The sequence below is a fragment of the Treponema rectale genome (assembly GCF_014202035.1).
In the GTDB taxonomy this organism is placed as follows: domain Bacteria; phylum Spirochaetota; class Spirochaetia; order Treponematales; family Treponemataceae; genus Treponema_D; species Treponema_D rectale.
In genome coordinates this window covers 1-21444 of record NZ_JACHFR010000005.1, presented here as the reverse complement: position 1 = coordinate 21444, position 21444 = coordinate 1, and the positions used below count along the sequence as shown (strand labels likewise).

16 protein-coding genes, 1 tRNA gene, 2 rRNA genes and 1 riboswitch are annotated in these 21444 nt (G+C 38.1%); of the genes, 7 read left to right on the top strand and 12 right to left on the bottom strand.

The features are described 5' to 3' along the window. Window positions 1-3 precede the first annotated feature (3 nt). The 3 genes from HNP77_RS11800 to asnB all read right to left on the bottom strand — a co-directional run bounded on the left by HNP77_RS11800 (window position 4) and on the right by asnB (window position 5126). Window positions 4-1962, bottom strand: coding sequence for a hypothetical protein (locus HNP77_RS11800; protein WP_184653642.1), 1959 nt, complete (start codon window positions 1960-1962; stop codon window positions 4-6). A gap of 77 nt (window positions 1963-2039) precedes the next feature. After that, window positions 2040-2183: riboswitch (cobalamin riboswitch) on the bottom strand. A gap of 50 nt (window positions 2184-2233) precedes the next feature. Next, a complete protein-coding gene (locus HNP77_RS11795) occupies window positions 2234-3352 on the bottom strand; it encodes a carbamoyl phosphate synthase small subunit (protein ID WP_184653640.1) in 1119 nt (372 codons plus the stop codon). Continuing rightward, window positions 3336-5126 carry an asparagine synthase B gene (gene asnB, locus HNP77_RS11790; RefSeq protein ID WP_184653638.1) on the bottom strand — a complete coding sequence of 597 codons (1791 nt, stop codon included), beginning with the start codon at window positions 5124-5126 and terminating at the stop codon, window positions 3336-3338. Before asnB ends, HNP77_RS11795 begins: the two co-directional genes overlap by 17 nt. A gap of 322 nt (window positions 5127-5448) precedes the next feature. Between asnB and iorA the strand changes: the two genes are divergently transcribed. Beyond that, a complete protein-coding gene (gene iorA, locus HNP77_RS11785) occupies window positions 5449-7230 on the top strand; it encodes an indolepyruvate ferredoxin oxidoreductase subunit alpha (protein ID WP_184653636.1) in 1782 nt (593 codons plus the stop codon). A 25-nt stretch (window positions 7231-7255) separates the two neighbouring features. Next, window positions 7256-7822 carry an indolepyruvate oxidoreductase subunit beta gene (locus HNP77_RS11780; RefSeq protein WP_184653634.1) on the top strand — a complete coding sequence of 189 codons (567 nt, stop codon included), beginning with the start codon at window positions 7256-7258 and terminating at the stop codon, window positions 7820-7822. Between the two features lie 308 nt (window positions 7823-8130). Here the strand turns inward: HNP77_RS11780 and HNP77_RS11775 are convergent, their stop codons facing one another. Then, window positions 8131-9774, bottom strand: a complete 1644-nt coding sequence (locus HNP77_RS11775) for a class I adenylate-forming enzyme family protein (protein ID WP_184653632.1) — start codon at window positions 9772-9774, stop codon at window positions 8131-8133. Between the two features lie 80 nt (window positions 9775-9854). Here HNP77_RS11775 and HNP77_RS11770 point away from each other — a divergent pair, with 80 nt between their 5' ends. From HNP77_RS11770 to HNP77_RS11755, 4 genes are all read left to right on the top strand, one after another. Further along, window positions 9855-10382, top strand: a complete 528-nt coding sequence (locus HNP77_RS11770; RefSeq protein ID WP_184653630.1) for an NUDIX hydrolase — start codon at window positions 9855-9857, stop codon at window positions 10380-10382. Next, a complete protein-coding gene (locus tag HNP77_RS11765) occupies window positions 10375-10674 on the top strand; it encodes a hypothetical protein (protein ID WP_184653628.1) in 300 nt (99 codons plus the stop codon). The genes HNP77_RS11770 and HNP77_RS11765 overlap by 8 nt, the downstream gene beginning before the upstream one ends. A 7-nt stretch (window positions 10675-10681) precedes the next feature. Beyond that, complete coding sequence (locus tag HNP77_RS11760) at window positions 10682-12325, top strand: Na/Pi cotransporter family protein (RefSeq protein ID WP_184653626.1); 1644 nt, start codon at window positions 10682-10684, stop codon at window positions 12323-12325. Between the two features lie 57 nt (window positions 12326-12382). After that, a tRNA-Cys gene (locus HNP77_RS11755) sits at window positions 12383-12454 on the top strand. A gap of 121 nt (window positions 12455-12575) precedes the next feature. Here the strand turns inward: HNP77_RS11755 and nudC are convergent. From nudC to HNP77_RS11725, 6 genes are all read right to left on the bottom strand, one after another. Further along, entirely contained in the window at window positions 12576-13346 is a 771-nt protein-coding gene (gene nudC / locus HNP77_RS11750; protein WP_184653624.1) for an NAD(+) diphosphatase, read from the bottom strand. A 45-nt stretch (window positions 13347-13391) separates the two neighbouring features. Next, complete coding sequence (locus tag HNP77_RS11745; protein ID WP_184653622.1) at window positions 13392-15317, bottom strand: sulfatase-like hydrolase/transferase; 1926 nt, start codon at window positions 15315-15317, stop codon at window positions 13392-13394. 114 nt (window positions 15318-15431) lie between these two features. Then, on the bottom strand, window positions 15432-16388 hold the full coding sequence (locus HNP77_RS11740; protein ID WP_184653620.1) for a DUF4340 domain-containing protein: 957 nt from the start codon (window positions 16386-16388) through the stop codon (window positions 15432-15434). A gap of 14 nt (window positions 16389-16402) precedes the next feature. Then, complete coding sequence (locus HNP77_RS11735; protein ID WP_184653618.1) at window positions 16403-18475, bottom strand: Gldg family protein; 2073 nt, start codon at window positions 18473-18475, stop codon at window positions 16403-16405. A 3-nt stretch (window positions 18476-18478) separates the two neighbouring features. Next, window positions 18479-19207, bottom strand: a complete 729-nt coding sequence (locus tag HNP77_RS11730; RefSeq protein WP_184653616.1) for an ABC transporter permease — start codon at window positions 19205-19207, stop codon at window positions 18479-18481. Next, the gene (locus HNP77_RS11725) at window positions 19204-20136 is read right to left on the bottom strand and encodes an ABC transporter ATP-binding protein (protein WP_184653614.1); all 933 of its coding nucleotides are present in this window, start codon (window positions 20134-20136) and stop codon (window positions 19204-19206) included. The genes HNP77_RS11730 and HNP77_RS11725 overlap by 4 nt, the downstream gene beginning before the upstream one ends. A gap of 167 nt (window positions 20137-20303) precedes the next feature. Between HNP77_RS11725 and HNP77_RS11720 the strand changes: the two genes are divergently transcribed. After that, window positions 20304-21128: a purine-nucleoside phosphorylase gene (locus HNP77_RS11720; RefSeq protein WP_184653612.1), complete on the top strand. Its 825-nt coding sequence runs from the start codon at window positions 20304-20306 to the stop codon at window positions 21126-21128. A gap of 38 nt (window positions 21129-21166) precedes the next feature. Here HNP77_RS11720 and rrf (HNP77_RS11715) read toward each other — a convergent pair. Next, a 5S ribosomal RNA gene (rrf, locus tag HNP77_RS11715) occupies window positions 21167-21277 on the bottom strand. A gap of 80 nt (window positions 21278-21357) precedes the next feature. Continuing rightward, a 5S ribosomal RNA gene (gene rrf, locus HNP77_RS11710) occupies window positions 21358-21444 on the bottom strand; the annotation flags it as partial.

Below are 21444 nucleotides of genomic sequence, written 5' to 3'. Positions count from 1 at the left end.
GGTTCATTCTGCAGTAAAATGCCTTAAAATTGATTCCGCATCTTTTGCGGAAATAACATAATTTCCAATTATTGAATATGTATCAGAGTATTCATCTTCCTCTTCATCATAATCCCAGGTGCCTTTTGTAAATGACATGCACCAGCCCATATATTCAACATCAGCAAGCTGCAGTTCATAAAAGTCCTTTACAGGATATGATACTTTTCCTGGAGTCCTGTCATCAGAAAGCCAGAGATAGTCATTTACTTCCATTTCCATTCTGCCATCACCGGCAGGCATGCTTAATGATTTACCATTTCCCTTTTCCCTGAAGACTGCCGTAAAACTATCATTTCCTGATTTTACATCAATACTGTCCCCTTCTCCCGTGATAAATAAAGAATTCTCATTACCTTTAACGATTTCACACCAGAACGAAGAATCTTTCGAAATAAGATTTTTCTGTGATTTTCCAGTCTTACAATCATCAGACTGATAATCATAAACAGCAGGACATTCAGTTAAGAATGATTCCAAAGGTAGTTCAAAATTTACATAGTTTTTAGTTCCATCCGGTTTATTTATATAATACCAGACAGAGCACAGATAATTCTGCCCGTCTTTTTTTACAAGATATGCTTCCCGGTTAGGATTAGTTTCATCATCATTCCACAGCGTCCAGGATGCTCCGTCAACAATTTCATAAATACTTTCATTCCATTGAATTGTAGTTTCTGTAATCTCAAGATATCCTTTATCTTTGCTGTAGAATTTTCCCGGTCTTGTATATACAGAAGCCTGAGCAGGTTTTTCTTTTACAGAGAGATAGAACTCATAACTTTCCAGCGAAGGTTTATAAGAATCATTCAGTTTATACACAAAAGAATCTTCTATTGAGGTAATTGAATTCGTACTGTACCACCAGTAGTCAGGAATCATATTTTCAGGAAGATTTATTTTAGATTCAATCTGATTTTCTTCATAAATTTCTTTCCAGCTTTTATTTACAGGAAGATCAGATTCAAATTCAACTGAATAAATAAGTTCTCCTTTTTCTACGATACACCAGCCGTTTTCATCTTTTGAAGGATTACCGAAATAAAATTTATAGCTGTATTTTATTTTAGAAGTTGCAGGTCCTGTAAAAGTGTCCTTCATATTAAGTTCTGCATTCAAAGCTTCATAAGGAGAATTCTTCCAGTCAGAAGACCAGGCAATTTCCCAAATCGATCCCGGCTTTGCAGTAAGCGTCATGTGAGACCAGAAAAGTCCCTGCTCAGAAATAAAAGGCTCTTCTCCCGTAATTCCAGGATCAATTGAACCGGAAGCATCCTTTTGAGAAGAATGTGCCAGCAGAAAATCATATTCAGCCTTTTCTTCATCATAAACCGCATTAAGAACATTCGCATTCCAGTAATGCAAATCGTCCTTATGCAGATTAATTTTCGCTCCCACATTAAGTGCAATTCCTGTTGAATCAAGAGTGTAACTTCCATCAAAATTTCTGAGATAATCGGTTTCCAGCGCTGCTACTTTTGAAGAATCAAAGGAAGATGCCGAAACCCCTTCATAACAGGAAAGACTGCTTAAGCTGATTTCATCACTTTGAATGCAAAGCAGTCCATTTTTAAGACCGATTTCTACTGAAAAGTTTTTTCCTATTTCTCGAATATCTGCAGACCATACAATTTCTGCATCAAAGCTCGTATTCTCTTTTGGTACAAGTTTAATCCAGCGGCTTGTATTCAGACCGTCAGGTAAATAATTAAGATAAAGTTCATCTGAGACTTCCAGAAAATCGATGCGCACATCATCTGTAAACCAGGCAGTATCATTAAGTACCGCAGGCTGCAGATACGAAGTTTCGTTATTGTCTTCAGGATCTGAAGAATCAGAATCGCATGCAGAAAAAAACGTCAGACATAAAACTGCAAGCAGGCCTTTAAAAATGGCACGGCGAGAAAATTTAAAATGTTTCATTAATTCCTTCCCGGGAACCGAAACTGCGCAGTTCCCAAAAATAAGAGTTAACCTTTCATACAAAAGGCTGTACCAAAGTTTCCGGACTTACAGTTTTTATTAAAAACAAATGAGCCTTCCCAAAACATTTTAAAAGCTTCAGTGGCTGTTTTCATCTGCCGCATTTTCCAATGCATACTGCATACCGTTGCGCATTCAGTTCAGGCCTCTCACCTGATTCCATTGAAATACAGAAGGAATATAACACAATAAACGTTTCTTGTCAGTGTTCTTAAATAATCCTTAAAAACCTGTCAAACAAAAAATTTGTATCATGAGGACCACCGCATGCTTCAGGATGAAACTGAACGCTAAATGCCGGAATATCGGTATACTCCACGCCTTCACAAGTTCCATCATTTAGATTTACAAAAGTTTCTTTTGCAAACGAAGGCAGCGACTCTGTTTTTACAGCATATCCGTGATTCTGACTGGTAATATAAATACGTCCGGTCTTCACGTCTTTTACAGGATGATTGCCACCTCTGTGTCCATATTTAAGCCTGCAGGTTTCAGCACCCCTGGCTAAAGCCAGCATCTGATGACCAAGACAGATTCCAAAAACAGGAATCTTTCCATAATCACAAATTTTTTTTATTTCTTTAATTACGCCGACATTCTCTGCAGGATCTCCCGGTCCGTTACTGAGCATAATTCCATCCGGATTCAATTCAATTATTTTTTCTGCGGAAGTATCATAAGGAACCGTAATGACGCTGCAGCCTCTTTTTTCAAGTTCCCGCTGAATATTTGCTTTTGCCCCGAAATCAAAAAGTACAACTCTTTTACCCTTACCTGCTTCACATTTGCAGTCAGAAACAGACTGCACGTTTTTTACAGCATCAACAATTTTATACTTCCTGATTTCTTCAAGACATTCTTCCAGTTTAGTTTCATCTAAATTACCATCCGGCAGAAGAAGTTCAAGCATATCTGCACCGCTTAAAATCATTCCATTCATAACTCCGCTCTCCCGAAGTTTTTTCGTAAGGGCACGGGTATCAATTCCGCAGATAGCAGTAATATTCTGCTTTTTCAAAAATTCATTCAGGCTGGATTCACATCTAAAATTACTTGGACCATCACAAAGTTCCCGCACGATATAACCGCGGACGTATGATTTTTTACTTTCAAAATCTTCCGGGATTACACCATAATTTCCAATCAGCGGAAATGTCTGCGTAACTATCTGACCGAAATAACTTGGATCCGTAAGAGTTTCAAGATACCCGGTCATACCTGTCGTAAATACAGTTTCTCCAACAATCTTTCCCTTTACACCGGCAGCTGCACCTTCAAATACAGTTCCGTCTGCAAGTATAAGATAAGCTTTATCATTTATAGGAATCATTATGTACTCCGTTTATTGCGCGACCACTTGGTTCATCCATATTCTTCCATGCTGCATCCCACTCCAGTGCCTTCGCCGTAGAGCAGGCAACCCCGGCTTCATGAGGAACGCATTTTGCAGCACTGTCACTAGGAAACAGTCTGCTGTAAATCTCTCTGTAATAATACTCTTCTTTTGTCTTAGGAGGATTTACAGGAAAACGATTTTCACGGCGGGCAAATTCTGCATCACTTACTTTTTCTTCCGTAATGCGTTTTAAGGTATCAATCCAGTTATAGCCTACTCCATCAGAAAACTGTTCCTTCTGCCTCCAGCAGATATCTTCAGGAAGCATATCCTCAAAAGCCTTTCGTAAAATCCACTTCTCCATTCTCTGATGAGTACCGCCATTTTTTTCAGAACCATCAGAAAGTAAAATAATATTCATTTTGTCTTCAGGATTCAGTCTCATTGCAATATCAATAAAATCTTTATCAAGGAACGGAACGCGGCCTTCAACTCCCCAGGCCATAAGGGATTTATTTGCACGCAGACAGTCATAAAGATGAAGCTTACTCATTTTTCTAACAAGCTCTTCATGAAACTCTTCAGCATTCGGAGCCTTATGAAAATAAAGATAACCGCCAAAAAGTTCATCACTGCCTTCACCGGAAAGAACCATTTTTATTCCCATGGATTTTATAACTCTGGCAAGCAGGTACATCGGAGTACTTGCACGCACTGTTGTAATGTCATAAGTTTCAATATGATAAATTACATCCGGCAATGCATCCAAAGCTTCCTGTATAGTAAAGTGAACTTCATGATGAACCGTACCGATATAATCAGCAGCTTTTTTTGCAGCAACCAGATCAGGACTTCCTTCAAGACCTACCGCAAAAGAATGCAACTGCGGCCACCAGGCACTTTCCTTACTGTCACTTTCAATTCTTTTCTTCGAATACTTCTGTGTTATTGCCGCAATAATCGAAGAATCAAGTCCGCCGGAAAGAAGAACTCCATAAGGAACGTCACTCATAAGCTGAGCCTTAACTGCACTTTCAAGACCATTTCTTACTTTTTCAATAACCTCAGGATTAATTACCCTGCCCTTTTTATCCGCAGCACACTGATTATTCTTTACAGCCTCATAACTTTCCCAGTCACGATAATACCACTTCACCGGAGAAGAATTCTTTTCTCCTGACCACAAATAGCATCCGTTTGGAAATTCTTCGATAGTAACACATTCACCTTCCAGAGCTTTCAGTTCACTGGCAACATAATAATGACCGTTTTTATCCCAACCCTGATATAAAGGAATTACACCAATCTCATCACGGGCAACCAGATAAACATCCCGCTCGCTGTCATAAAGTGCAAAGGCAAAAATACCGGAAAGCTTTTCAATCATTGAAGAAAAATCAAAGCCATTCTGAATACATTCTTTATAAAGAGGAATAATAACTTCACAGTCACTTCCTGTCCTGAAGTGATACTTATCTCCTATAGCTTCACGGATTTTCTTGTGATTATAAATTTCACCATTTGCCGCAAGAATGATTTTTCCATCATCACTCACAAGAGGCTGTTTACCGGAAAGTGGATCTACAATACTAAGCCTTTCATGACTGAGTATCGCATTTTCTCCAGTATATACACCGCTCCAGTCCGGACCACGATGACGAATCCTTTTAGACATTTCAAGTACGTGAACGCGAAGTTCATCACGAAGACCTTCTGCAAGCGGCTTACCGCCGGAATTTAAATCAAATGCACCTACAAATCCACACATCCTATCAGCGCTCCTTAAATTTTGGCAAAAAAAAATGGCGACTCCGCTAAATACGAAGTCGCCATCGACTTTTTCAATGTAGCATTTTTTTACGCTTATGGGAAGTAGAAGTAATATTAAAAAAAATTATTTTTTCTTCTATATATTAGCTTAAATACATAGACAACAGACTCTCCGTACTGACAAAAAAAACACCCTTATGTTATAATTGGCAGTATCTCTAAAAATCCTCCTGAATGAATTTTAGAGATGCCCTAAAAAATCATTTTATAATTAAACAGAAAGTTTTTCTTTTTTCAAAAAAATTCGAGGTTAGAAAAAAATGAAACAATTAATGCTAGGAAATGCCGCAGCAGCCAGAGGTCTTTACGAAGCAGGCTGTGAATTCATTTCAAGTTATCCCGGAACACCAAGTACAGAAATCACAGAAGAAGCTGCAAAATTCAAAGAACTTTACTGTGAATGGGCTCCTAATGAAAAAGTAGCAATGGAATCAGCATTCGGTGCCTGTCTTGCCGGAAGACGTGCTTTCTGCGGAATGAAACACGTAGGACTTAACGTTGCAGCAGATCCTCTTTATACGATGAGCTACACCGGTGTTAATGCAGGTCTCGTCATCGGTGTTGCAGATGATCCGGGAATGCACTCATCTCAGAATGAACAGGACAGCCGCCATCATGCAATAGCAGCAAAAGTTCCTATGATTGAACCAAGCGACTCTGAGGATGCACGTAATTTTGCTGCCCTTGCTTTTGAACTCAGCGAAAAATTCGATACACCTGTTTTATACAAAATGTGTACCCGTGTTGCCCACAGTCAGAGCATCACTGATACAGCAGAACGCAAAGTTCCTGAACACAAAGCTTACGAAAAAAACATTCAGAAATACGTAATGGCTCCTGCAAATGCAATCAGACGTCATCCTTTTGTTGAACAGAGAATGAAGGACATTGAGGCATGGAGCGAAACAAGCGGAATTAACCGCATAGAAAAAGCATCCGGTTCAGGCTCAGAAAAAATATTTGATGTACCTGCTTCAAAAATCGGTATCATTACTTCTTCTACAAGCTATCAGTATGTAAAAGAAATTCTCGGAGACAGCGTAAACATTCTTAAGCTGGGAATGGTTAATCCTCTTCCTGCAAACATGATCCGGAACTTTGCAAAAGGTCTTGAAGCCCTTATCATTGTTGAAGAACTTGATCCGATCATCGAGCAGTTCTGCCGTGGTCTTGAACTTGGAATAAAGATTTACGGAAAAGACATCCTTCCGATATGCGGAGAATTCAGTCAGAATATTGTAGCAGCAGCATTCAAAAAAGAAGTTCATTCAGGAAAAAAACTTAACATAAACATTCCTGTACGCCCTCCGATTATGTGTGCAGGATGTCCTCACCGCGGAATGTTCTATGCACTGAACAAACTTAAAGTAACTGTATTCGGAGACATCGGATGCTACACCTTAGGTTCAGTTGCACCACTTTCAGCAATGGATGTAACCCTCTGTATGGGTGCTTCATTCTCAGGACTTCACGGATGGAATAAATCAACCGGAGCAGATCATGAGAAAAAATCAGTTGCCGTAATCGGAGACTCAACCTTCATGCATTCCGGAATGACAGGTCTTGCAAGCATTGCCTACAACCAGTCAAACTCAACAGTTATCATTCTCGACAATTCAATAACCGGTATGACAGGTCATCAGCAGAATCCTACAACCGGAAAAAATCTTTACGGAGATCCGGCAGGCAAAGTAAATCTTGAAGCTCTTGCCCGTGCAATGGGAATCAACAGAGTCCGTGTAGTAGATCCATACAACATGGCTGAATGTGAACAGGCCGTAAAAGAAGAAATTGAAGTTGAAGAACCAAGCCTTATCATAAGCCGAAGACCATGTGCCCTTCTTAAAGAAGTAAAACACAATCCGCCCCTTGTTGTTGATGAAGCAAAGTGCCGTTCCTGCAAAATGTGTATGAAAATAGGCTGTCCTGCCATCGCAATGAAAAACGGAAAAGCAAAAATTGACAGCACTCTCTGTGTAGGCTGCGGCGTATGTTCACAGATGTGTAAATTCGATGCATTAAAAGGCACCTCAAAAAACTAAATAAGGCAGTATGGAGATTAAAACTATGGTAAAAAATATAATGATAGTTGGTGTCGGCGGTCAGGGAGCACTGCTTGCATCTAAAACTTTAGGACAGGTACTGCTCGATGCAGGTTTCGACGTAAAAGTAAGTGAAGTTCACGGAATGAGCCAGAGAGGCGGTTCTGTTGTTACTTACGTACGTTATGGAGACAAAGTATATTCACCTATAGTTGATAAAGGAGAAGCAGACTTTATCGTATCCTTTGAACTTCTTGAAGCAGCCCGCTACACAGAATACTTAAAATCAGACGGACAGATTGTCGTTAACACACAGAAAATTGATCCTATGCCTGTCATCACTGGAGCTGCAGAATACCCGGAAAACCTTGAAGAAACAATGAAAGCTGAAGGTTTTAAGGTTGATGCTTTAGACTGTCTTACTCTTGCACAGAAAGCAGGAACTGCAAAAGCAGTAAACATAGTTCTCATGGGAAGGCTTTCAAAATACATGGATTTTTCAGAAGAAGCCTGGCTGTCTGCAATCGAAAAACTTGTAAAACCGCAGTTTCTTGAGGTTAACAAAGCTGCATTCAAGCTTGGAAGGGGATAACCAATAAGTATGAGTCATTGCCGTGCTCGACACCCTGTCATTGCCGCACTCGACAGCCTGTCATTGCCGCACTTGATGCGGCAATCTCTTGTATTGAGGGGGTAGTACAAACCTAAAAACGGCTGTGTCAAGGCTTTAAGCGTTAGCGTGCCTTGACTCGACGTATTGTAATTAAATAGATTTTCGGGTCGAACCCGAAAATGACAGTTTTTAAACTTATTGGTCAGCCCCTTAATTAATCCATAAACAAAAAAGGCTTTAAGATGCATTTACTTCCTGCATCTTAAAGCCTTTCTTTTTTTATTCTTTTACTCACCGCTTGTCATGCTTGCAAACGGATCTTCAGTTCTATACATCTCCCTGAGTTTAGGTTTTTCAATCTTTCCGGTAGGATTTCTCGGAACCGGAGCAAAAATAATTTTTCTCGGTCTCTTATATTTTGGAAGTGCCATACAGAAATTATTTACATCTTCTTCAGTACACTTAAATCCCTGCTTTACTTCAATAACAGCTGCAGCAATTTCTCCAAGACGTTTATCAGCAAGTCCGATAACGGCAACATCCTTTACAGCTTCCATTTTATGAAGGAAGTCTTCAATCTGGACAGGATAAAGATTTTCTCCGCCGGTAATAATTACATCCTTTTTACGGTCAACCAGATAAATAAATCCGTCATTGTCCATCTGAGCCATATCACCGGTATAAAGCCAGCCGTCATTATCCATTACTTCAGCCGTAGCTTCAGGATTTTTATAGTAGCATACCATTACGCCAGGTCCCTTAACGGCAAGTTCCCCTACCTGTCCCTGAGCAACTTCCTTTCTTTTTTCATCTACAATCTTCACCTGCCAGCCATATCCGGCAATTCCAATAGCACCGATTTTATGAGTATTGCCAATTCCAAGATGAACACACCCCGGCCCAATACTTTCAGAAAGACCATAGTTTGTATCATAGTCATGATGAGGAAAATATTTCTTCCAGTCCTCAATCAGTTTTTTAGGAACCGGCTGAGCTCCTATATGCATCAGGCGCCACTGCTCCAGATGATAATCAGAAATCTTCAATTCTCCGCGGTCAAGTGCATCAAGAATATCCTGTGCCCACGGAACAAGAAGCCATACAATTGTACAGCGTTCATCAGAAACAGCTTTTAAAACCGTTTCAGGTTTTGTTCCCCTGAGCAGAACCGCTTTTCCTCCGCTTATAAGCGAACCGAACCAGTGCATTTTTGCACCGGTATGATAAAGAGGCGGAATACAAAGAAAAACATCATCCTTAGTCTGACCGTGATGTTTCTGTTCAACAGCCGCAGAATGCATCAGGGCGCGGTGTTTATGAAGAATAGCCTTAGGAAATCCAGTTGTTCCGGAACTGAAATAAATCGCACCGTCATCATCATCTGAAATTTCAACATCAAGATTTGCTGAGGAATAATTCATTGCCGACATGAAATAGCTTTCCGAAAAAGTTGGAGCAATTCCTTCCCCTACAAAAATAAGAAGGCGGTGCTGCATGATTTTTTCAGAAATTGCTTCAAGACGTCCTATAAACTCAGGTCCAAAAAACAAAACTGAAATGTCTGCAAGATTAAGACAATATTCAATCTCATCAGATGCATATCTGAAATTAAGTGGAACCGCAAGAGCTCCGGTCTTTAATATTCCAAAATAAATCGGAAGCCATTCCAGACAGTTCATCATCAGGATACCGACTTTATCTCCTTTCCTGACCCCGCGCTCAAGAAGATAATGAGCACAGCGGTTTGCCTTTTCATTAAAAATATGCCAGCTTATTTCCCGGCGGTAAGGCAAGTTAGGTTCAGGCTGAGTCAATTCATACTCTTTCCAGGTAATACGCCTTGTTTCTCTCATTTCTGGATTTAATTCAACAAGGGCACAGTCATTTGCATACAATTCTGCATTTTTTTCCAAATATTTTGTAATAGGCATAGCAGTATTATTATACACCATAAATCTAAATACAGCACTTATATTTTACATTTTGTAAAATTTTCGCTATACTTTCTGCCATGAACGACTTCAAATTTTGCCCTATGTGTGGAAGCCGGAATATTCAGACTCTCATGAACGGAAGAAAATGGCTGTGCCCGGACTGCGGTTTTGATCTTTACAACAATACCGCCAGTGCCGTAGGAATAATAATTCATAATTCCGGGAATGAAGTTCTTTTTGAAGTCAGGGCTAAAGAACCCCGCAAAGGTTATCTTGCACTTCCCGGGGGATTTACAAACGCTGACGAAAGTGCAGAACAGGCTGCAGAGCGGGAATGTATGGAAGAAACAGGACTCTCCATAAAAAACCTGACCTACGTCTGCAGTTTTCCAAACGATTATGAATATAAAAACATTCATTACAAAACCTGCGATTTATTTTTTTCAGCAGGCATGCCGGAACAGATGCAGCTGAAAGCACAGGAAACTGAAGTTCAGTCTTTTGTATGGAAAAAAATAAAAACTGAGGATGACATTCAGAATCTTCCTTTAGCATTCAGTTCCGCAAAAAAATCTTTATTATGCTGGTTACAAAAAAATGCTTAAGTTTTTAATCAATCATCCTGCTTTAACAATCTGTTCAGCAAGTCTTTTTATATTCATCTGTACATTCATTTATTATCTTATAAAAATTAACGGACTAAAAAAGAATCTTCTCTTACAGGGAAAACTTCCTTCAAAAAAAACATCAAGCTACACCGGCAGCATAATACTCTCCTTTGCAGTTGAAGTGCTGCCTTTTTTAATTCCGCTGAGAATATTTGTACTGACAATAATCTGTGCCTGCGGAATATTAGGTGAAATAATCATATTCAGAGAAAGAATCTCTACACTTTGAGGTAAATATGACAGACAGAATTTTATTATTAATAGGAAGTCTCGGTTTTCTTCTTTACGGAATGAAACTCATGAGTGACGGTGTACAGAAAAGCGCCGGCGGACACTTAAAAAAAGCGCTGGGCTTTATGACAGGCAACAGAATAATAGGTCTGTTCACCGGTATCTTCATAACGATGATAATTCAATCTTCCGGTGCAACAACTGTCATGGTCGTATCTTTCGTAAATGCCGGTCTTATTACACTTACTCAGTCAGTAGGCGTAATTTTCGGTGCAAACATCGGAACTACTGTTACCGCATGGATAGTTTCCATCTTTGGATTTAACTTTAAGATATCTTCCTTTGCCATTCCCCTCTTTGGTCTCGGCTTCTTCATGACCTTCGTTAAGAAAAACGGTTTAAAAAATTTAGGCATTGCAGTCATGGGATTCGGTCTTCTGTTTCTTGGACTTGGAGGACTTTCTGACTGCTTTACCTTCAATGCAGAAAATCTTGATTTTCTTGAAAAATTTCAGAAACCGGGTGTATTCACAATTCTTCTAAGTTTTGGAATCGGCATAATAATCACAGCCCTCATGCATTCTTCCAGTGCTTTTTCTGCAATCGTAATCACCATGGCCTACAACAAAATCATTACCTGGGAAGTTGCAGCTGCCATGACACTAGGAAGCAACATCGGTTCTACCATTGATGCCATTCTTGCAGCTTTGGGAAGTACCAGTGATTCAAAACGTGCAGCTTTTATTCACGTATTCTTTAACGTTGCCGGAAATGTAATAGCACTTATCTTCTTTAAGCCGTTCCTTAAACTTGTTCTTTTCCTGACACCAAGTACAAATATCGCAATTCAGATTTCAATGCTCCATACAGTTTTCAAAACAATCAGCACGATTATCTTCATTCCTTTTGTAAATCAGATTGTTAAACTGGCACAGTTTGTGATTAAAGACGATAAATCTAACTCTGCAAAAGAATATCACCTGGACTTCCATGAAATCGGAACAGGAAAAGAAAGTTCTGCCGCCCACATACTTCGTGTTGAAAAAGAAATTACAAATATGACTGATGTCGTAAGTCAGATGTTTGACCGGATGCAGATAGGCTTTACTGAACGCAACGAAGAATTTGTAAAAGTACAGATGCCATATCTTGAAGAAGAAGAAAATTACTGCGACCAGATGCACGAACAGATTATCAATTACATCATACACTGTGAACAGCTTTCTATTACAGAAGATGAACGGGCCGGACTTTCAAACATGATTCAGATTATAGACGATCTTGAAGCAATGTCAGATGAATGTTTTGCAGCCGGCAAACTTATTCAAAAATCTGTTGATAAAGGAATGGAATTTAAGACAGAAGACACAGACCGTCTTATTCCATATGTAGAGCTTGCACGACAGTTCCTGCAGTTCATTCACATCAACATCAACAAACCTCTTCCACCGGAAAAACTTGAGTTTGCAACAAGTCTTGAAAATGAAATAGACGCACAGAGGAAACACCTTAAAAAAGTTGCCAGAAAACGTCTTGAAAAAGGAGCAGACGTTAAGGCTGAGCTTCTGTATATCGATCTTGTACGCCAGATTGAAAAAATCGGTGACCACGCATTCAGTATTTCAGAAGTTCTTTCAAATACAAAATAAAAACATAAAAAGCACTAGACAAGGATTATGTTTTTTGTTAGAGTATTAACACTTTAAGGCGTCATACCCAAGTGGTAAGGGACTGGTCTGCAAAACCACTATGCATCGGTTCGATTCCGATTGACGCCTATCATAAAAAAAGCTGCTTGATTTCAAGCAGCTTTTTTTATGACTTCCAGACCTTTCGAGCAAAGCTGGGGTCTGTTTCTATATATACATGAGGCTGTCTTTTCCGACAGCCTCAATTATTTTAAAACCTGTCATTGATTAAATTCCATGCAACCGATCCCGGTTTAGGAATCTCCGGAAGACAGTCCTTCTTAAACCACCTTGCATCTGAAAGTTCTTCTTCCTGGATTCGTATTTCACCGCTGTCATACTCGGCAGTAAAAGCAAGCATAAGCTGATCCGGAAAAGGCCAGCTCTGACTGCCCCTGTAAACAACATTCTTTATCTCTAAGCCTGTTTCTTCCCTTACTTCTCTGTGAACACAATCTTCAACTGTCTCACCTATCTCAACAAATCCTGCAACACAGGCCCAGAAATTCTTAGTATGACTTTTATTACGTACAAGAAGTATTTCATCTCCCCGATGAACTAAAACAATAATGGCCGGTTCAATTCGCGGAAAAAGCAGATTGCCGCACTTTACACATCTCCGCGCGGTAAACTCTGAATCATCCTTTAATTCACCTCCGCAGGAAGGACAGAATCTGTACATTTCCCTCAGTTTCAAAAAACCATGTGCTCTTGCAGCTCCAGCTTTTTTTTCTGGAAAATCAAAAAAGAATTGTCGTAAAGGAATATAACTAAAACCGTCAGGAAGAGACTTTGTTTCCCTAAGCATAAAAGCAGAATAATTAAAATCAGGCTCAGAAAAAAATTCCCTGCAGTCTTTTACAGTACATATGGATTCAGCCTCTTTTTTTTCAGGCAGCACATTATTTTTTACAACAATATTATTTTCATCAAAAATATAAATATCATCATAAAGTATATCCGGATCAGTGTATATTTTCATATCAGCCATTATACAACATAACACTGACCCGGTCACTTATCAAAACTATCTGTTTGCGGCAGATTTCTCCGAAACAATGTCCATAACTTCAGAATAACCTCTATAGAGAAGTTTCTTTACAGACCTGACTTTTGCATATATAAGAGTAGCAGACGGACGCAAGAGACGGTTGTACTGCTTTGTATTTTTTCTCAGCTGAGCATCAACTTCATTCAAACCAAACTTCTCAAGAAGAGTCTTTTTTCCAGAAAACAGAGAACGTCCAAATCCCAGACGGCGGCCTTCAATAGTTACCCCCATAGCTTCAAGAACACTCGGGAACATGTCAAATGAAGAAAACTTTCTGTTCATTTCATAATCAGTTTCAATACTTGAATTAATAAAAAGATTAATCCAGTAGCGGGGATTACGTTCTGCTTCAAGATCATAATCCGTGTCATCAAAAATGGAGAATGACGGAACTTCCATAAATAAATGGTCTCCGGCAACAACAATAAGAGTATCTTCATAGAAGGACTGTTCTTTTATCCATTCAATAAAACTGCTTACCTGTGCATCAGCGCACTTTACTATATTCTTATACCGTGAACGGGGATCCGTACCTTCATAATCATTAGGGCAGTATTTACACAAAAAACCTTCCGGATAATGAGTATCAACAGTAAGCAGGACAGCAGCAAAAGGCTGTTCCTTTTCTGCAAGAGTAAGAATATCCTGTTTGGCAAAATCATAAAGCATATAATCCTCAAATCCCCAGAAAAGATTATGATACTTTGAAGCAAGCCTGCCATGAGCCTTATAATAATTTATATCATGAACTTCAACATTTCCGTGAGTTTCAAAGAAAACATCCCGCGAAGCAAAAGTTTTATCCGAACCACAGATAAAAAGCTGATTATAACCATTCTGATACAGAATATCAGTCAGCGTTGTTGCACCAGGAAGAAAAGTCTGCATCTGCGAAGGATTTTTTGATGTAGGCAGCTTAAAATGAATACCGGCCATTTTAGAAAGAATTCCGGCAATAGTCCATCCTGTTCCTTCTACCTGAGTTCCGCCTCCAAGGATTCCAGAATTTCTGAAACTGACAGCTCCCTCTTTTGCATATTCCGTTAAATGAGGCAAAAGATTATCATCCATTTTGCCGCCGTGTGCTGAATCAACAAAAGAACTTTCAAGAGATTCCATAAGAATATAAATTACATTACGTTTTTTCTCGGGGAAAGTAATTACGACATCCTTCGGATCAACAAATTCTTTCTTATAAAACTCTGAATCTTCAGCCGGCTTCAGAGATTCATAATAATACACAAGATACATCCACGGACGCATTATAAACAGAAAAGCAGAAACACCAACAATACAACTTGCTGCGGCAATAAATCCATAAAGAGAGTGCCGCTTTCCACGAACATGAGCTGCAGGGTAAATTCCCTTTTTAATCAAAATTTGACGAACACCAAAAAGCAGAAGGACAATTAAAACACATGGCAGAAGTACCCTAAACAGGAACGTAGAAATTACTGAACCTGAAACCCCGCCCTTTACACCATTTGACATTACAAAAAAAACTGTCCTCGGCTGTCTGATAGGAAAACGAAAAACAGCCCAGAAAAGTCCAAGAATAAAAAACCAGCCGATAAACATCATGACTGTAATCAGCAGCCAGCGTGTCCTGAAAAAATCCTGATATTTTGAAAACTTAACATGACAGAAATTTAACAGTAAAGTAGAAACAATGAACTGTCCGTAATAAATCGCATAGAACTTAATATAACCGATATACGATGCAGAACTTTTTATATCAAGATAAAACAAAAACCAGCGTATACCATTATTCATTATTATGAAAAAAATAAAAACAAATACTACAGCACTTATGAAAAAATTTATTGCTGTTTTTAAAACATTTCTATAGATTGCAAATAAAATAAAAACCGGTGCAATAATTAATGAAATTCCTAAAAGCATACAGCACTAAGTATACATAATAAATAAAATACAATCAATTTGTTTAGAATAGACTTAAAAAAAATACCGTTTGAACACATCTCATTCAAACGGTTTTTAAGACTGTTCTTTTATTTATTCAGCATTCTCATGCTCTACAATGTCATCAAGATGCTTGCCAAATCTGTTTACAAAATACGCAGGAACCGTAAACTTATAAGGCGTTGCAGAACAAGTAACCTGTACATCGGAATTTTCTTCAGCGCCCTTATACATCTTAACGGAATATGTATTTACGCCGGCTGTGATTTCAACCTCTACATCTGCATTTTCATGATACAGAGCCGTATCTGTTCCCTGCCAGTCTCCGGCATCAAGACTACTGATAAGATTAAGCCATGCCTTTACTTTAGAAGTATCTGGAACTGGATTTTGAACCGAAGTATTATTCAAAGTTACGTTCCATTGAACCCCGGCATCACTGCCATTTACAATTCTGCTAAGCTCATATTCTTCCTCTGCAGTCTTAACATGAACTTTTGTAATAAGATTTGAATCTGTTGAATAAACAGACTTAGATCGTACAGTTTCTTCCGTTACAGCAAAAATTCCATGAAATGCCCCCTGAACTGTTACAACCTTATCTTCATCATCAAGACATACAAAACTTCTCGTATTCGTTGAACTGTCCTTTCCTACAAGAATTCTGCGAACTTTTTTATTTCCCTTATAAACATTTACAGTAACGGCATTTTCTTCTTCAAGCCCATATCTGACTTCATTACCGCTTACAGAAGACGCAACAGTTCCAAGAATTTTTATAGATTTTATGGCATTTTCCATTTCTTCTACAGAAGAAACATCTGCTTCATAATTGTTCTTTTCTGTAAAATACTTACCATCTTTTTTTACAAGCTTAAGGTTTATATCCTCAGCCCCGTCCTTCCACTGAATTTCTATTGAATCAAAAGAAGGCGTTTCTACAATTCTTGTTTCTGTGTTTCCGCTGGTTGCAAGCTGAACTATATAAACACAAAGAAAAACTGCAATCAAAAAAAGAAGCACTAATTTTTTTACACAAAACTTTTTCATCATCCACCCCAAAATTACTCATCAGATTTTTTCTGCACAAAGCGCGGATCGTCCGGATTATACTTTTCACGTATTGCATTACGATGCTTATTACGTGCAAAAAGAACCAGAAGACCTGCAACAGCAACAAAAACTGCCAGACCAATCTGTCCAAACCATTTATAGAAAGTTTTGCTTCCATCAGAAATATCAGAACGAAGAGCATTAAGACTGAGATTTTTTGTCCTCATCGAACAGAAATCTTCATTGCCATTCATGTAATCAACTGCATTACGCAGGAAAATAACGATAGGTTCTGAAATACTGGTTAAAAGCAAAGGTGTTGTCGGTGTTGAAGTTGAAATCAGCAAAACCTTTCCACGCTGAACACTTTCACTGATATGTGTATCAGAAGTAAGACCGGAAGTATTTTCTTCCTCAGAAGGATTCTTTTCAAAAGCACTCTTAAATTTACCTTCCACAAGAACACTTAAATCCTTTGCACCCATAATACTTTTATCAGAAGGAGGTGCATAATACAAAGGATTCATGGAAATATTCTGGCTCTCAACCCAGGAAGCAGAAGAAGTACGGGCAAGTACAGTCACTTCTGCATTTGGATTCTTACGGGCCTGTGAAGAATCAATAGCTGAAGCACTTGAGAAAAGAACAAAACCAAGATTCTTTGTAATCACATTGTTCTGGTTAAGATCTTCTTTTCTAAGCTGGGGAACCATATAATATTTAACTTCCCCATAGTTCTGATCATTACGCTTAAAACAGTTATCATCCATTACCCAGCCTTTCTCAATTTTCAAACCATATGCATCAAGAAGCTTTGAAAGTCCATTTTCTACTGCTATAAACTGAGACTGCGGGCGCTGATACATATTTTGTGACTGCTGCTGAATTTCCTGATAAGAATCATTAAAGACAATAAGATTTCCGCCCTTAAGAACAAACTGATCTATCTTATAAAGTTCTGCATCTGTAAATTCTGATTTTGAACCATTAATTACGACACACTTTATATCAACAGGAATTTCTTCTTCTGCAAGCTTGATTTCCTTAAAGCTGTAAATATCACTGATTAAAGCAGAAAAATTAGCAGAACCTGTACGGGAGTCATTTAAATCATTTTCACCATGACCGGTAACATATCCGATAACAGTAGTCTTAGAAAGAAGATTCTGAATGCTATAATTAATATTATCCTCTAAAGAATCAAGCCCGCTTACAACATACTGAAAAATAGCATTTTCAATTCCCAAAGCAACAGGGTAAACATTATCCCCATTTGACACTGTAATACCAAGTGCACCAGTATTAATCGTACCGTCTTTTTCTTTCCAGTTCAGAGAAACAATACCGTAATTCTTTTTAAGATCTACAGACTGCTGAGAATCAGGATTTACTTTAACAAGTTCAACTTTATTACCAAATTTTTTACTTACATTTGCATAAACCTGATCCACAACAGAATCAATCTTATCAAAATTTGCAATATTAAAATCACCAAGACGTTCTGTCTTATAAAGTGTAATTCTTACCTTTCCTTTTAATCCTGCAAGAATATCTGTACTGGAAATAACTTTAGAAATTGTTGTAGTAATTTTATACTCAAGACCTGAAGTTTCATTTGAATCACTCAAATAAAGTACTTCAGACTGATCACCGTAAGAAACAACAAGACTCATGTAGGCATTTTTAAGAGAAGCTTCTTCCTTTTCTATCTGCTGAATACGAACTTCGTTAACTCCAAAGTTTGAAGCAATTTTCTTATTCTCTTCTTTATCCATGTCATACCATTCAACTTTAAAGTTTGAATTAGCAGCATTTTCATATTCACTGAGAAGATCCTTAAGATACGTATATGTATCAGAATAAGGAGAAGGAAGACTTTTTGTAAAGAATACCTTCAAAGAAAGCGGCTGCTCTATCGTTTTTACAGCTTCACGGCTGGATTCTGATAATGTATAACTCTTAGGCCCTGTAAGATCATAACGAACAAAAAGTTTTGAAAAAACAAGATTAACAAGGACAACAAGAATAATAAGCAGGAGTATATTTCCTTTAGAATTTTTTAACCATTCAATTACTTTTTTCATACTTTAACCTCTTTTCGTATCCTGAATTTTCTGAACTGTAAGGGCTACGAAAATAACAATTACAGAAACAAAATAAAGTATGTCCCGCAAATCAACTATACCCCTCGAAATAGAAGCAAAATGACTCTTTGCACTTATAAATGTAACAAACGGAACGAATGCAGAAGATACAAGTACAGCAAAATCAGAAAGCATCCCTAAAGCAAAACAAATTGCAAAAGAAACAAAAAATGATATTATCTGATTCTTTGTAATTGAAGATGCAAATACTCCAATAGCCGTATAAGAAGCCGCAAGCAGAACTGCCCCTATGTAACCGCCAATAATCGGACCTTTATCAGGAGTTCCAAAAGCGTAACACATTATTACATAGAATAAAGTAGGAACCAGCAGTGCTATCGACGAAACTACGGAAGCTGCATATTTTCCTGCAACAATAGACGAAGTCTTAACAGGAAGTGTTATTAAAGTTTCCATTGTTCCGCTGCGTTTTTCTTCACTAAAGATTCGCATTGTAAGAGCTGGAATAAAGAAACTGAATAATGTAGGCAGCAGTTCAAAAAAATACCTCAGTTCAGCACGCTTATTCAAAAAGAATGTTGAAAAAAACAAAAATCCTGAAAAAATTAAAAAAAGTGCACATACTATATATGCAATCGGACTGGTAAAATATGCTTCAAGCTCACGACGTGCAATCACAAGCCATACCGGTTTTTTAGCAGCAGCTTTCATTTCTGAGCTCCTCCGTTTGTAAGTGTACGGAATACATCCTCAAGACTATTCTTATTTTCTCCAAGTTCAAAAAGCTGCCAGCCTGAATCAACAGCAGCTTTAGCCAGAGCAGGACGAATTTCTTTATCCCCTGTAACGCTTACATTTACAATTAAATTCGAATTATTATTTTCAAACGTAATATTTTTTACGCCATCTATCTTACAAAGTGCTTCCTGAACAGTTTTTTCTTCAACTGAACCAATACAAAGTACAACACTTTTCTGAGAACCATAATGCTGTTCAAGTTCTTCAGTAGAAGAATCCGCAACTTTTTTACCACCAGAAATGATTATTACCCTGCTGGCAAGAGCCTCAACTTCACTAAGAATATGAGTTGAAATAATTACAGTACGTGTCTTACCTATTTCCTTAATAAGTTCCCTGACCTGAACGACCTGGTTTGGATCAAGACCACTTGTAGGTTCATCCAGAATAAGAATTTCCGGATCATTCATAAGGGCATGAGCAAGTCCAACTCTCTGTTTATTACCGCGGGAAAGCTCATTAATATTCTTATGCATAACTTCTTTTAATCCGCAAAGTCTGCATAATTCCGGTATTTTCTCAACTGAATCGGCACCTTCTACGTCTGCAACATATTTCAAATAATCTGCGACAATCATATCACCATAAAGAGGTGCACTTTCAGGCATGTAGCCTATTTTACGCTTAGATTCTACAGGATCAGAAGTAATATCTACTCCGTCAATTTTTATCACACCGGAAGTAGGTTCAAGATATCCTGTTATCATTCTCATAGTCGTGGTTTTTCCGGCACCATTAGGTCCAAGCAGGCCTATAATCTCTCCCGTTTGAATGGAAAAACTGATGTCATCAACCGCACTGAAATTTCCAAATTTCTTGGAAACGTGCTCTACTTCAATCATTTTTTTTCTCCCAAGTTTTTTTGTTATTTAAATTAACTTCTATTATCAAAAGTTACAAGTACAAAAAATACATGCTGTTGCTTTACATAAATTTAAAATAAAAATGCACAAATCAAGATTCTGATGTATCATGGTAATTCCCAATAAACTATATACAGGAGATATTAATGATTACAATTTCAGAAAAGCTCAACGAATGCCTTAAAAGTGTCCGCAAAAAGACAGGATTTGTACCCAAAGTTGCCTTAATTCTCGGCTCAGGCCTTGGAGATTATGCAGATGGAATAAATATTGAATGTGAAATTGATTATCACGATATAAAAGGTTTTCCAGTTTCTACGGTACCAGGTCATGCCGGAAAGTTCATATTCGGCTATGTGGGTGAAGTACCTGTTGTATGTATGAAAGGCCGTATTCATTATTATGAAGGATATGACATTTCAGATGTTGTTCTGCCAGTGAGATTGATGAAACTTTTAGGGGCCGAAATTTTATTTCTTACAAATGCATCAGGCGGAGTAAATAACACTTTCAAAGCCGGTGACTTAATGCTTATTACCGATCACATAAGCTGTTTTGCCCCAAATCCTCTTATCGGAAAAAATATTGATGAACTCGGTGTAAGGTTTCCTGATATGACCCAAGTATATAATAAAGATTTGCAAGCAATCATCAGAAATGTCGCAAAAAATAATTCAATTACACTAAAAGAGGGAATTTATACGCAACTTACAGGCCCTAGTTTTGAATCTCCTGCAGAAATCAGAATGCTCCGTACTTTAGGAACAGATGCAGTAGGTATGTCTACTGTAGTAGAAGCCATTACAGCTAATCACATGAACATGAAAGTTTGTGGTATTTCCTGTATCTGTAATTTAGCAGCCGGTATGACAGAGACTCCTTTATCCCATGAAGAAGTTCAGCAGGCCGCAAATGATGCAGCTCCAAAATTTAAAAAAATTGTAACAGAAAGTATATTATTATTTAAATAAAAAAAATCCGTCCTTATGGACGGAGTAAAATATAAAAAAATCGGCAACTACCTACTTTCCCGCTAAAGAGCAGTATCATCGGCGCAAGAGAGCTTGACTTCCGTGTTCGGTATGGGAACGGGTATTTCCTCTCCGCCATGATCACCGATATATTTTTTTTTCAATTCTCTATCTCTTACTAAAGAACTTCAATAAGAACCTGAATTTTTTTAATAAAAGACAAAAAAAAAGCCGGCAGCTACCTACTTTCCCGCTAAAGAGCAGTATCATCGGCGCAGGAGAGCTTGACTTCCGTGTTCGGTATGGGAACGGGTAT

Bases quoted from the DNA above. Each gene is read 5' to 3' on its own strand.
- HNP77_RS11800 (WP_184653642.1), bottom strand. From the start codon at position 1,962: ATGAAACATTTTAAATTTTCTCGCCGTGCCATTTTTAAAGGCCTGCTT.
- HNP77_RS11795 (WP_184653640.1), bottom strand. From the start codon at position 3,352: ATGATTCCTATAAATGATAAAGCTTATCTTATACTTGCAGACGGAACT.
- asnB (WP_184653638.1), bottom strand. From the start codon at position 5,126: ATGTGTGGATTTGTAGGTGCATTTGATTTAAATTCCGGCGGTAAGCCG.
- iorA (WP_184653636.1), top strand. From the start codon at position 5,449: ATGAAACAATTAATGCTAGGAAATGCCGCAGCAGCCAGAGGTCTTTAC.
- HNP77_RS11780 (WP_184653634.1), top strand. From the start codon at position 7,256: ATGGTAAAAAATATAATGATAGTTGGTGTCGGCGGTCAGGGAGCACTG.
- HNP77_RS11775 (WP_184653632.1), bottom strand. From the start codon at position 9,774: ATGCCTATTACAAAATATTTGGAAAAAAATGCAGAATTGTATGCAAAT.
- HNP77_RS11770 (WP_184653630.1), top strand. From the start codon at position 9,855: ATGAACGACTTCAAATTTTGCCCTATGTGTGGAAGCCGGAATATTCAG.
- HNP77_RS11765 (WP_184653628.1), top strand. From the start codon at position 10,375: ATGCTTAAGTTTTTAATCAATCATCCTGCTTTAACAATCTGTTCAGCA.
- HNP77_RS11760 (WP_184653626.1), top strand. From the start codon at position 10,682: ATGACAGACAGAATTTTATTATTAATAGGAAGTCTCGGTTTTCTTCTT.
- nudC (WP_184653624.1), bottom strand. From the start codon at position 13,346: ATGAAAATATACACTGATCCGGATATACTTTATGATGATATTTATATT.
- HNP77_RS11745 (WP_184653622.1), bottom strand. From the start codon at position 15,317: ATGCTTTTAGGAATTTCATTAATTATTGCACCGGTTTTTATTTTATTT.
- HNP77_RS11740 (WP_184653620.1), bottom strand. From the start codon at position 16,388: ATGAAAAAGTTTTGTGTAAAAAAATTAGTGCTTCTTTTTTTGATTGCA.
- HNP77_RS11735 (WP_184653618.1), bottom strand. From the start codon at position 18,475: ATGAAAAAAGTAATTGAATGGTTAAAAAATTCTAAAGGAAATATACTC.
- HNP77_RS11730 (WP_184653616.1), bottom strand. From the start codon at position 19,207: ATGAAAGCTGCTGCTAAAAAACCGGTATGGCTTGTGATTGCACGTCGT.
- HNP77_RS11725 (WP_184653614.1), bottom strand. From the start codon at position 20,136: ATGATTGAAGTAGAGCACGTTTCCAAGAAATTTGGAAATTTCAGTGCG.
- HNP77_RS11720 (WP_184653612.1), top strand. From the start codon at position 20,304: ATGATTACAATTTCAGAAAAGCTCAACGAATGCCTTAAAAGTGTCCGC.